This window comes from Planctomycetota bacterium, from assembly GCA_018242585.1.
GTDB lineage: Bacteria > Planctomycetota > Planctomycetia > Pirellulales > PNKZ01 > JAFEBQ01.
Genome location: JAFEBQ010000004.1, coordinates 174,903 through 187,345, shown reverse-complemented (window position 1 = coordinate 187,345; position 12,443 = coordinate 174,903). Strand labels below are relative to the sequence as shown.

6 protein-coding genes and 2 pseudogenes (1 of these 8 only partly in view) are annotated in these 12,443 nt (G+C 58.9%); 7 read left to right on the top strand and 1 reads right to left on the bottom strand.

Annotation, left to right across the window (positions count from 1 at the left end):
- A pseudogene (locus JSS27_02415) lies at positions 1 to 4,194 on the top strand (HAMP domain-containing protein); it begins 688 nt to the left of the window's first position.
- 85 nt (positions 4,195 to 4,279) lie between these two features.
- Positions 4,280 to 6,424, top strand: coding sequence for a response regulator (locus JSS27_02410; protein MBS0207783.1), 2,145 nt, complete (start codon positions 4,280 to 4,282; stop codon positions 6,422 to 6,424).
- A gap of 110 nt (positions 6,425 to 6,534) precedes the next feature.
- Here JSS27_02410 and JSS27_02405 read toward each other — a convergent pair whose 3' ends face one another.
- Entirely contained in the window at positions 6,535 to 6,795 is a 261-nt protein-coding gene (locus JSS27_02405; protein MBS0207782.1) for a hypothetical protein, read from the bottom strand.
- Positions 6,796 to 6,918: 123 nt separating this feature from the next.
- Here JSS27_02405 and JSS27_02400 point away from each other — a divergent pair, with 123 nt between their 5' ends.
- The 5 genes and pseudogenes from JSS27_02400 to JSS27_02380 all read left to right on the top strand — a co-directional run bounded on the left by JSS27_02400 (position 6,919) and on the right by JSS27_02380 (position 12,419).
- Complete coding sequence (locus tag JSS27_02400; protein ID MBS0207781.1) at positions 6,919 to 7,065, top strand: hypothetical protein; 147 nt, start codon at positions 6,919 to 6,921, stop codon at positions 7,063 to 7,065.
- Positions 7,019 to 7,674 (top strand): annotated as a pseudogene (locus JSS27_02395) (recombinase family protein). Before JSS27_02400 ends, JSS27_02395 begins: the two are co-directional and overlap by 47 nt.
- A gap of 109 nt (positions 7,675 to 7,783) precedes the next feature.
- The gene (locus JSS27_02390; protein ID MBS0207780.1) at positions 7,784 to 8,533 is read left to right on the top strand and encodes a hypothetical protein; all 750 of its coding nucleotides are present in this window, start codon (positions 7,784 to 7,786) and stop codon (positions 8,531 to 8,533) included.
- On the top strand, positions 8,530 to 9,492 hold the full coding sequence (locus tag JSS27_02385) for a nucleotidyl transferase AbiEii/AbiGii toxin family protein (protein MBS0207779.1): 963 nt from the start codon (positions 8,530 to 8,532) through the stop codon (positions 9,490 to 9,492). Before JSS27_02390 ends, JSS27_02385 begins: the two co-directional genes overlap by 4 nt.
- 95 nt (positions 9,493 to 9,587) lie before the next feature.
- Complete coding sequence (locus JSS27_02380) at positions 9,588 to 12,419, top strand: DEAD/DEAH box helicase family protein (protein ID MBS0207778.1); 2,832 nt, start codon at positions 9,588 to 9,590, stop codon at positions 12,417 to 12,419.
- Positions 12,420 to 12,443 lie beyond the last annotated feature (24 nt).

Here is a 12,443-nt window from a genome sequence, read left to right as displayed (position 1 = left end):
CGCGAAGTCGGCACCGAAGGCAAGCTGGGTGGCCAGGCCGACGTGAAAGGGGTGGCCGGCACGTGGAAGGACTTGACCGATAGCGTGAACAGCATGGCCGCCAACCTGACCGGCCAGGTCCGCAATATTGCCGACGTGACCAAGGCCGTGGCCAACGGTGACTTGTCCAAAAAGATCACGGTGGACGTGAAGGGGGAAATTCTCGAACTGAAGAACACGATCAACACGATGGTCGATCAGCTTCGCTCGTTCGCGGCCGAAGTCACGCGTGTGGCTCGCGAAGTCGGCACCGAAGGCAAGTTGGGCGGCCAGGCCAACGTCCGCGACGTGGCGGGCACGTGGAAGGACTTGACCGACAGCGTGAACAGCATGGCCGGCAATTTGACCAGCCAGGTGCGCAACATTGCCGAAGTGACCACGGCCGTCGCCAATGGCGACTTGTCCAAGAAGATCACGGTTGATGTCCGTGGTGAAATCCTCGAGCTGAAGAACACGATCAACACGATGGTCGATCAGCTTCGCTCGTTCGCGGCCGAAGTGACGCGCGTGGCGCGCGAAGTCGGCACCGAAGGCAAGCTGGGCGGCCAGGCCAACGTCCGCGACGTGGCGGGCACGTGGAAGGATTTGACCGACAGCGTGAACTTCATGGCCGGCAATCTGACCAGCCAGGTGCGCAACATTGCCGACGTGACCACGGCCGTGGCCAGCGGCGACTTGTCGAAGAAGATCACGGTGGACGTGAAGGGGGAAATCCTCGAACTCAAGAACACCGTCAATACGATGGTCGATCAGTTGAGCTCGTTTGCCTCGGAAGTCACGCGCGTGGCGCGCGAAGTCGGCACCGAAGGAATTCTGGGCGGACAGGCCCAAGTGAAAGGTGTCTCGGGCACGTGGAAGGATTTGACCGACAGCGTGAACTTCATGGCCGGCAATCTGACCAGCCAGGTGCGCGGCATTGCCAAGGTCGTGACCGCCGTGGCCAATGGCGACTTGAAGCAGAAGCTCACCGTGGAAGCCAAGGGGGAAATCGCGGCCTTGTCGGATACGATCAACGGCATGATCGACACGCTGGCGACGTTTGCCGACCAGGTAACGACCGTGGCCCGCGAGGTGGGCGTCGAAGGGCAGTTGGGTGGCCAGGCCAAAGTTCCCGGCGCGGCTGGCACGTGGAAAGGGCTGACCGAGAACGTCAATCAGTTGGCGGCGAACCTCACCACCCAGGTGCGCGCCATCGCCGAGGTGGCCACGGCGGTGACCAAGGGTGACCTGACGCGGCACATCACCGTCGAAGCCCAAGGGGAAGTGGCGGCGCTGAAAGACAACATCAACGAAATGATTCGCAACCTGAAGGAAACCACGCTCAAAAACAGCGAGCAGGATTGGCTCAAGACGAACCTGGCCAAGTTCAGCCGGATGTTGCAAGGGCAACGCGATCTCTCGACCGTGGGGCGCATGATTCTTTCCGAATTGGTCCCGGTGGTCAGCTCGCAACAGGCGGTGTTCTACATTCTTGACTCGACCAAGGAGTCGCCGCAATTGAGGTTGCTGGCCAGCTATGCCGATCGCGGCCAAGCGGCCATTGGCAGCAAACTGGGGCTGGGCGAAGGACTGGTTGGGCAGTGCGCGATTGAAAAGGAGAAAATCCTGATCACCAGCGCGCCGCCGCATTATGTCCGCATCGCGTCAGTGCTGGGGGACACCGCGCCGCAAAGCATCATCGTGTTGCCGGTGATTTTCGAAGGTCAGGTCAAAGGGGTGCTGGAACTGGCGTCGCTCGAGCGGTTCAGCTCGACGCACCAGGCGCTGCTCGATCAGTTGACCGAAAGCATCGGCATCGTGCTCAACACGATCGAAGCGAACATGCGCACGGAAGACCTGTTGACCCAGTCCCAGTCGCTGGCCCAGGAACTGCAGACTCGCCAGGAAGAACTGCAGAAAACCAACGAGGAACTGGAGGAAAAAGCCAAGCTGCTGGCACACCAGAACCAGGAAGTCGAACGCAAGAATCAAGAGGTGGAGCAAGCTCGCCAGGCGCTGGAAGAAAAGGCCAAGCAGTTGGCGCTGACGTCGAAGTACAAATCGGAGTTCCTGGCGAACATGTCGCACGAGCTGCGCACGCCACTCAACAGCTTGTTGATCCTCTCGGATCAGCTCTCGAAGAATTCGGAAGGAAACTTGACGGGGCGGCAAACCGAGTTCGCCAAGACGATCCATTCATCGGGCAACGATCTGCTGATGCTGATCAACGACATTCTTGACCTGTCGAAGATCGAATCAGGGACCGTGGTGGTCGACGTCGGCGAGTTGCGCTTGTCGGACATGCGGAATTATGTCGAGCGGACGTTCCGGCACGTGGCCGAAGCCAAGAACGTCGACTTCATCATCCAGATGGCGCCGAACTTGCCCGAGACCATGTCGACCGATTCGAAGCGGTTACAGCAGGTGATCAAGAACCTGCTGTCGAACTCGTTCAAGTTCACCCACTTTGGCTCGGTGTCGCTGGCCGTCAGTCGCGTGGAGGATGGTTGGAACCCGGAGAACGACAATCTGAACTACGCGTCGGGCGTGCTCGCGTTCTCGGTGACCGACACGGGCATCGGTATTTCAGCCGACAAGCAGCAGATCATCTTCGAGGCCTTCCAGCAGGCCGACGGCAGCACCAGTCGCAAGTACGGTGGCACGGGCCTGGGCCTGGCGATCAGTCGCGAACTGTCGCGACTGCTGGGGGGCGAGATTCGGCTGTTCAGCACGGCGGGCAAGGGAAGCACGTTCACGCTCTACTTGCCCGAGAACTACACGTCGCCACGCGCTACGCGTCGTCCGGTCGGCGCCGATGTGCCACTGCCCTCGGGCGCCACGCACGCCGAGTTGACCAGTGGTAACAACGCGACTTTGCTCCTTGGCGCGACGAAGCGTGCCGTCGAGAGCGAACCAGTGGCCATTGCCGCTTATGATTTGCCGCAACCTTTGCCGTTAATCAACGAGGCCGGCGATGATCGCGATTCGTTGCGGGCCACGGATCGCCGGATGTTGATCGTGGAAAACGATCTGCCTTTCGCGAAACTGTTGTTGGAGGTGATTCGCGAACGGGGATGCAAAGGCCTGGTCACTTCGCTGGGGACAGCTTCGCTTCCCATGGCGCAGGATTACGAGCCGGAAGCGATTCTGCTTGATATCTGTCTGCCCGATATCGACGGCTGGCGCGTGCTGGAGCGATTGAAGAACGATCTGCAAACGCGACACATTCCGATTTGGATTGTCTCGACGGAAGAATTCGCCGAGCGCTCTTTCTCGGCTGGCGCGCTGGGCTTTATCACCAAGCCGGTGCAAAACCGCGAAACCCTCGAGCGGCTGATCGACGAAGTCGCCGAGTTCGGCCAACGGCGGCATCGCCGCTTGCTGATTGTCGAGCCCGATGGCGGCAAGCGCGAGCAATTCGCCAAGTTGCTGCAACAAGATCAGATCGAGATCGTGGACGTTGGCAATCTAGAGCAGGCGGCTCAAGTCCTGGGCGAGCAACCCATCGACTGCGTGTTGATCGATGTCGACGAAACTCAGGGCGATTACGAATCGCTGGTCGAGATCGAGACGGCGGAGCATTCTCCGCATCGGTTGTCGTTCCTGCTGTATAGCGACGGCCCGCTGGCGGACGAGGAAAGCCTGAATATCAAAGCGTTGCTCGAACGCTCGATCGTCCAACGCTCGCTGAGCCTGAATCGGCTGTTCGATCAGGCGATGCTGCTGCTCCACTTTCCGCTCAGGCATCTGCCGGAAGACAAGCAGCAATTGCTCGACCAGTTGCGTCGTTCGGACAAAGTCCTGGCCGGCAAGAAGGTGCTGATCGTCGACGACGATATTCGCAACATCTTTGCCCTGTCGAGCGCTCTCGAACAGCACAACATGGTCATCGTGTCGGCGGAAACCGGACGCGGCGCGATTGCCATCTTGCAAAACGACCCCGAAGTCGACGTCGTGCTGATGGATATCATGATGCCCGAGATGGACGGCTACGAGACCATTCGTGCCATTCGTGCCATGGCCCGGTTCAAGGACTTGCCGATCATTGCCGTCACCGCCAAGGCGATGAAGGGAGACCGCGAGCGGTGCATCGAGGCTGGAGCGTGGGACTATCTGTCCAAGCCTGTCGACACCGAGCAAATGTTGTCGGCGTTGCGAGCCTGGCTGCACCGCTAAAGGGAGAAGACGACGTTCGGGCACGTCAGGTCGAGACCTGGTTTGGTTGCGCGGCGAAAGGCGGCCCGCGGAAAGGTTGGCGATAATGAACAACGAACGAGTCAACATCCTGATTGTCGACGACCAGTGCGACAAGCTGCTGGCCTTGTGTACTGTTCTGGAGGAGTTGGATGAGAATGTGGTCACGGCGTCCAGCGGACGCGACGCGCTGAGGCTGTTGTTGGACCGGGAATTCGCTGTCATCCTGCTCGACATCAACATGCCGGACATGGACGGTTTTGAAACGGCCGAGTTGATTCGCCAGCATCCGCGCTGCGCAAACACGCCGATTATCTTCGTGACCGCGTTTAGCGACGACTTGCTGGCCAGCCAAAGCTACTCGCTCGGGGCCGTCGACTATATTCTGTCACCGGTGGTCCCCAACGTGTTACGCACCAAGGTGGCGGTGTTCGTCAATCTATTTAGGGCCACCGAGCAAGTAAAACGGCAAGCCGAGGCTCAGATCGCCTTGGCGCGCGAGCAGGAAGCTCGGGCCGCGGCCGAAGAGTTGATGCGCCGCTCGGCGTTTTTGGCCGAAGCGAGCGTGGTACTTTCCAAGACGTTGTATTCCGACCGTTCGTTGTTGGCGCTGACGCGCCACATTGTGCCGTCCCTGGCTGATGCGTGCTTTATCAGTTTGATCGACGATCAAGGCCGGCCCCGCGAGCGGCAAGTTTCCTGGATCAACGCCTCGGGCTTGATGCAATCGTTTTCGACCAACGGGGCGCCGATCCTGCCTCACATTCTGCGCGAGCCGTTGCGGCAGGTGATCAATAGCGAGATTCCGGAATGGTTGGGCAGTCGAGAGGTATTGTCGCAAGGCGCATCACAGGCCGCGCCGCCGCGAGACACGCCAATCGATTTCACTCCCACCTCGGCGATCATCGTCCCGCTTCGCGCCCGAGGGGGACTCGCTGGAGTCATGACGGTAGCGGTGGGGCACGGCGAACGAGAGTTCCATCAGGACGACGTCTTGTTTTGCAAGACGTTGGCCGACCGCGCGGCAACCGCGCTGGAGAACGCGCGCTTGTATCACAACATTCAGGAAAGCGATCGTCGCAAGAACGAATTCCTGGCGATGTTGGCTCACGAACTTCGCAACCCCTTGGCCCCCATTCGCAGCGCCGTGGACATCCTGCACCATCATGTGGCCGTGAGTCCGGAGTTGGAATGGGTGCATGACGTCCTCGATCGACAAGTGCAACAAATGGTCCGGCTAGTCGACGACTTGCTCGACATGTCGCGCGCTACTCGTGGTTCGATTGTGCTCAAGCGCGAGCCGGTCGACTTGTCGGAAGTCGTGGCCCGTGCCATCGAAATGAGTCGACCCTCGATCGACGCGCGGGGTCACCGTCTGGAAGTCAATCTCCCAGCGGCCCCTGTTTACGTGGACGGCGATTTGATTCGGCTGACGCAAGTCTTGGGCAATTTACTGAATAACGCCGCCAAGTTCACCGAGCCTGGCGGCCAGATTTGCCTGACGCTCGAACACGAGGGCCAAGAAGCGGCGATCCATATCAGAGACAACGGCATCGGCATTCCGACCGAAATGCTGCCTTCAGTGTTTGAGTTGTTCACCCAGGTCAACAACTCGCTCGACCGCTCGTACGGCGGGATGGGCATCGGCCTGACACTGGTGCGTCACCTGGTCGAGTTGCATGGCGGCCGAGTTGACGCGCGTAGCGAAGGGCCGGGCCAAGGCAGCGAGTTTGTCGTGCGGCTGCCGATCTTGGTCGGCCACATGGCGCCACCCTTGGTGCCCGATGACGCGTCGAACGGCGAAGACTCGGCCAATGGCGCGCATCGCATCTTGCTGGTCGACGACAATGCCGACGCCGCCCTCAGCCTGGCCATGTTGCTCCGCTGTTTCGGGCACGAAGTCGAGTCTTACCACGAAGGCGCGGCGGCCTTGGAAGCGGCCGAGGAGTTGCGTCCCGAGGTAGCGCTGATCGACATTAGCATGCCCGGCATGGATGGCTACCAGGTAGCGCGACGATTGCGATCGCTGCCTGGCTTGCAGGGTATCGTGCTGATCGCCCTGACCGGCTACGGACGCGAGGAAGACCGACGGCAAAGCTACGCCGCCGGTTTTGACCACCATCTGGTCAAACCGATCAAGCTTGACGAACTGAACCAACTGCTGGCGTCGCTCAAATCGGACCAGGAAGCCAAGGCCGGCACCGCCGAGTAATTGACAACTCGGTTGCGAGGCGCCGCGCCGCTTGATTAGCGCCCCGCGACCGCGGCTAACAAGGTATTCTGGCGAGGCCACTCCAACGGCTTGGGCCAAGGGGCACCGAGCTATCCCTTGCCGCGCATCATGCGTCGATAGCTAATCCATGTTTCAATCATGCGCGCCAAATACATGACGAACATGGCGACACTGTAGGCGGCGGCGAATCCTTTAACGCTCGTTTCGTCATGGTCAACCGAATAGGCCAGCATGGCGCAAAACCCAACCGCCGCAATTGCCCAATGCAGATAGGTCAGAATGCGACCCATAAGGCTGCGAGGTGTTGCGAGTGGGGAGCGGACAGTTGGTTCAGCCGGCTTGTCGTCCATGCGGCTTTCTTCTCAAAAGAAAAGGGGGCATACCGCGCCTGTTCGCACGGGATTGGCGCATGATGATTGAGGCCTGACGGGGCTGTCAAATCGGCGGTTCGCGGTGGGGCGGGTGATCATCTGGTGCCCGAGTCGAAGGCCAAGTTGCGTGAGCGCGACCTGCGGGGACTGAGATACATGGAAGTGCTGGTGCCGCCGTTGGACCGGCTGCGCGACGTGGGCTGCGGAAGGGCGGCAGTTTCGCTCGAAGACGCCGCGCTTCACCCGTAGCTCGGTCCATAACATCCTGAAGGATCGGGCCTACCTCGGCGAAATTGAATTCCGATGTCAATGGTATCCTGGCAAGCATGAACTGCTGGTCGATCGAAGCACCTGGGACCGCGTGCAAGCGATTCTTAGGGGGCACGTTTATCAGTCGCACGCCATGACCGATGCCGGCGAGCTGATCCAGCGAGGGCACTGTGGGCATCCGCTCACCGGGGAACTCAAAACCAAGCTCACTAAGCCGGACGAATGGCAGTAGGGAACCGGCTGGCGCGGATCAAGCTGCAACTCGACGTGCTGGACCGCTCGCACGATGAATTGGCGGAATTGGCCGCGAAAGTTTTTGAACTCTCGCAAACTCTTCGCCAACGGTGGCTTACAGCCGACTACGCCGCCAAGCGGCGAATTCTGGAAATCGTGTTTTTGAACTGCCGACTCAACGACACAAGTCTCGCCCCACAAATAAGAAAGCCCTTCGACGTGCTCGCCGAAGGGCTTTCTGTCCCGTCAAGTCGGGGCGACAAGACGGCTATTGAACTTTTTATCGCCGGGGTGGGAGGCTGGAAAACCGGGTTGCGTCGCCAGTTCGGGAGCGATAAGCCAAAACCAGACTGATGGTTATTGTTTTGATTTCCCAGCGGCTTTATCCTCGTCCTGTAAGGCGCGTGTCAAGTTTTACTTCATAAAAACTTGACTTTGGCTGCGCCTGGGCGACAATTATTTCATGAGGAACCAGCAGAAAACCGCAGCGGATGCCGCCAACACCGCTGACACCGTACGACGCCGAGTCGAGGTGGGTGGGGAGCGGGTCTGGCGGTTGGCGGACTTTGAGGGAATGCCGTTTACGGCGGTGGCTCAGGCACTGTCACGTTTGTCACGGCAGGGCGTGATCCAGCGTCTGGGAAAAGGGCTGTATTACCGGCCCCGGCCAACGGCGTTTGGAGACAGCAAGCCCAATCGCGCCCAAATCCGGTCTTTGCCGGTTCACAGGCGAGGAGTCTTCCCTGCCGGCATTGCTGCGGCCAACTTGCTCGGCTTCACCACGCAAAACCCGGCCCAGGTGGAAGTGGCGACCGATGGCTTCAGCCTGCCACGGCTGATCGTCGGTAAAGAAACCGTCATCCACACGCGGAGGCCGGAAGCCTGGCGGGGACTCCCTGAGGCCGATACGGCCCTGCTCGACTTCCTCCGTAGGCGAGGAGAAGCGAGCGAGTTGTCGCCAGAAGAAACCGTGGGCAAGCTGCTCAAACACTTCCGCGAACCGGGCCGCTTCGAGCGTCTCCTGAAAGTAGCCGAATCAGAGCCGCCGCGTGTCCGCGCCATGCTGGGAGCTATCGGCCAGCAACTCGGCCAAGCCCAGCACCAGCTCGCGCTGCTGCGAAAGAGCCTGAATCCGCTCTCTCGGTTCGATTTTGGGATTCTGGCCGTTCTGGCGTACGCTCTGAAATGGCAAGCGAAGGAGCGCAGGCCATGAAGTTGTTCGAGCATCCCGACTTCGAGCAGGCCATCATCCGCGCGGCGGAACATTTCCGCTCGCAGGGCCTGCGCGAGTCCATCATCGAGAAGGATTACTTCGTCACCGAAACCCTGCGGATCATCGAGCAGGTTGCTGGCGGTAAGGTCATCTTCAAGGGCGGCACAAGTTTGTCCAAGGGCTGGAACCTGATCCAACGGTTCTCAGAAGATATTGACATCTTCTTTGACCCGACCGCCTTTGCGCCGGCCCTGGGCAAGAAAGCAATTGACCGCGAACTGAAAAAACTGCGAGACGCCATCGAATGCCATCCGGCGCTGACGTTTGTTGAACACGAAAGCCAGACCATCGGCGGGTTCGGTCGCAACGACCGGTTCGAGTACATCCAGCGTTTTATCGGCACCGGCGATATTCGTAATCGCGTGTTCGTCGAGGCTGGGACCGCAAGCGGCAGGGAGCCAACCAACCGCATCCAACTTCAGTCCTATGTCGGGCAGTTTCTTCAGGAAACCGGCGTAAGCCTCGGGGCCGAGGATGAAGGGCCGTTCAAAATGCGGCTTTTGCATTTCCGGCGAACATTCGTTGAGAAAATGTTCGCCATTCACGCCAAGGTCGAGGCGTTCAAGCAAACAGGCAAACCGATCGGCGGATATGCCCGGCACTACTACGACCTGTTCTGCCTAGCTGAGCGCCCGGAAGTCCTGGCCATGCTTCGATCCGATGAATATTTGATCATCAAGGCCGATTACGACCGAATCAGCACGAAGCATTTTTCCAAGAACTACGTGCCACCACCCGACATGACGTTCGCCAAGAGTAGTGCCTTATTTCCGTCAGCTGAACTTCGAGCCGCTCTAGGCAGCGAGTTTGAGGCGCAATGCCAGGTGTTGTGTTTCGGGCCATTTCCAAGCTGGGATTCGGTGCAAACACGATTTGAAGAAATCCGAGCGCTTCTATAGCCGCAAGTGACGAATCACGGCTAGCATTCAAGGGTTCCCGGCGGCCGGCGAAAACCTGAGCTTGTATTAATGACGTGGAACGAATGGCGACCGCAATGCACGGGCAACAACACCTACGCGTCAACGGTCTTTCACCGCCCGAAGCTAAAATTGCTCTCTTTCGCGGTCTCTTTCGCGGCCGAGAAGACATTTACCCACGCCGCTTCGAAAACCAGAGAACCGGTCGCTCGGGTTATTCGCCGGCATGCGCCAACGAGTGGGTTCGAGGTGTTTGCGAAAAGCCAAAGATCAAGTGCGCCGTCTGTCCGCACCAGCGATTCTTGCCCATTACCGACGAAGTCGTTCGTTGGCATCTTTCAGGGCAGGATGATATGGGCAAAAGTTTCGTCATGGGTGTTTACGCCATGTTGCGCGACGAAACGTGCTTTTTCCTGGCCATCGACCTTGACAAACGTGACTGGCAAGAAGATGCGCAGGCCGTTCTTGATACCTGTCGTCAGTTCGCATTGCCGGCCGCACTAGAGCGTTCGCGAAGCGGCAATGGTGGACATATTTGGCTGTTCTTCCAAGAGGCAATTCCGGCCACGCTCGCTCGCAAGCTCGGCGCGCACCTTTTGACCGAAACCATGGAGCGACGGCCAGGCATTGGTCTCGATTCCTATGACCGCTTTTTTCCCAATCAGGATACGCTTCCTCAAGGCGGCTTCGGTAACCTCATCGCGCTTCCGTTGCAAAAGGAGCCACGAGAGCGAGGTAATAGTGTTTTTCTCGACGAGAGCTTCGTTCCTCACGCGGACCAATGGGCGTTTTTGTCGGCGATTTGCAAGATTGAAAGGTCGACGATCGAGTCAATCGTATCCGTTGCCGAGCGGAGAGGATGCGTGGTCGGTGTTCGCTTGTCGCTGACCGAGGAAGACGACAGCGCGCCTTGGGCCTCGCCACCATCTGGAAGCCACAAAGAGCCTCGACTCGACGAGCGACTGCCAGAAAGGCTTGAGCTAATCTTGGGCAATCAACTCTACATTGCAAAGAACCTATTATCCTCCGGCCTGCGAAATCGCCTGATACGGCTGACTGCATTTCAGAACCCCGAGTTTTACAAGGCCCAGGCCATGCGACTCCCGACCTACGGAAAGCCTCGCATCATAGCCTGTGCCGAGGATCACGATCAGCACATCAGTCTTCCACGCGGTTGCCTGGACGAGCTGCGATCTCTCCTGGTGGGTTTAGGAATCAACATAGTCGATCGCGACGAACGCTCGCTTGGGAAACCGCTCGATGTCAAATTTCATGGCGAGCTTCGCACGGAACAGGTCATTGCGGCAAAGCGCCTGCTGGCCCATGACACTGGCGTCTTGTCCGCCACAACCGCGTTTGGGAAGACAGTCGTCGCTACGTGGCTGATCGCCCAGCGAGGTGTTAACACGTTGGTTCTCGTGCATCGTCGGCAATTACTGGAGCAATGGGTTGACCGCCTGGCAACATTTCTGAATCTTCCGCCCAAGGCGATTGGCCAAATTGGCGGTGGACGCAAAAAGCCAACCGGTTTGCTTGACGTCGCTCTGATTCAATCGCTCTCGCGAAAAGGCGTTGTGAACGATCTGGTCGGAGACTATGGACATCTTGTCGTGGACGAATGTCACCATTTGTCCGCGTATAGCTTCGAGCAAGTTGCCCGCCAGGCGAAGGCGAAGTTCATCACGGGCCTTTCGGCAACCGTCACTCGAAAGGATGGACACCATCCGATCATTTTCATGCAGTGTGGGCCCATTCGCCATCGCGTTGACGCCAAGTCGGAAGCGGCTTTACGTCCGTTTGAGCACACGGTCTACGTGCGGCCAACGGATTTTCACGCTTCAAGTGTTGCGGAAGATGCCAGGATACACTTCCAGGAACTGTATTCGGAACTGGTCGCCGATGAGGCGCGAAATCGGCTGATCTGTGACGAGGTGCTGCAAGTCGTTCGCGAAGGGCGATCACCTCTGGTACTGACCGAACGCAACGAGCACCTCGACCTGCTCGCGGAGCGATTATCGCCCCTCGTCGAACATCCAATCGTGCTGCGCGGTGGAATGGGAAAGAGGCAAATCCGGGCCGTGATGGCCCGGTTGACGGCGACTTCCGACAACGAGCCCAGGCTGTTACTGGCAACTGGACGGTTCATTGGTGAAGGCTTCGATGACGCGCGACTTGATACGCTATTCCTCACGCTGCCTGTCTCGTGGCGTGGGACGATCGCTCAATACGTCGGAAGGCTGCACCGTTTGCATGATCGCAAACGCGAAGTAATCGTCTACGACTATGCGGACCTTAACGTGCGCATGCTGGCCCGCATGTTTGATCGACGTTGCCGAAGCTACGAGGCGGTGGGCTACAGGATTCTACTGCCGGCAAGCGCCGTGCCCGGCTGGCCATCCGAAGTTTCGCTGCCCGTCGATCCCCAGTGGAAGAGCCAATACGCCAGCAGCGTTCAGCGGCTTATCCGTGACGGAGTCGATAAGCCTCTAGCGACTCTGTTTACTCATGTCGCGCGAACGATACCCGCCGATGGCGAAGGCGTTGCGAGGGCTCGCAGCGCGAGCGAAGCATTTCTTTACCGCCGCCTGCAAACTCTGCCGGAAACCGCCGGGCGATTTCGGTTAAATACGAAGCTGCCAATCCCATTCGATGGCTGTGGCGAAATGGAAGTCGATCTTCTTTGTGCCGATGCGCGCGTTGCAATTGAACTCGATGGAGCGCAACATCTGAGCGACGCAGACTCGTATCGCCGTGACCGGCGTAAGGATGTCGCGTTGCAGGAAAACGGCTACATGGTGCTTCGCTTTCTTGCAGAGGACTTGGGGGAACATTTGAATGCCGTGCTCGACGCTATTCTCCGCATCCTAACGCACGGCGAATCGGCTGCCGGGAAGGACCAAGTCCCGTAGCATTCTACCAAGACCGGTTATGCC

Excerpts from the sequence above, each read along its gene's own strand:
- JSS27_02410 (MBS0207783.1), top strand. The coding sequence starts at position 4,280 with ATGAACAACGAACGAGTCAACATCCTGATTGTCGACGACCAGTGCGAC.
- JSS27_02405 (MBS0207782.1), bottom strand. The coding sequence starts at position 6,795 with ATGGACGACAAGCCGGCTGAACCAACTGTCCGCTCCCCACTCGCAACA.
- JSS27_02390 (MBS0207780.1), top strand. The coding sequence starts at position 7,784 with ATGAGGAACCAGCAGAAAACCGCAGCGGATGCCGCCAACACCGCTGAC.
- JSS27_02385 (MBS0207779.1), top strand. The coding sequence starts at position 8,530 with ATGAAGTTGTTCGAGCATCCCGACTTCGAGCAGGCCATCATCCGCGCG.
- JSS27_02380 (MBS0207778.1), top strand. The coding sequence starts at position 9,588 with ATGCACGGGCAACAACACCTACGCGTCAACGGTCTTTCACCGCCCGAA.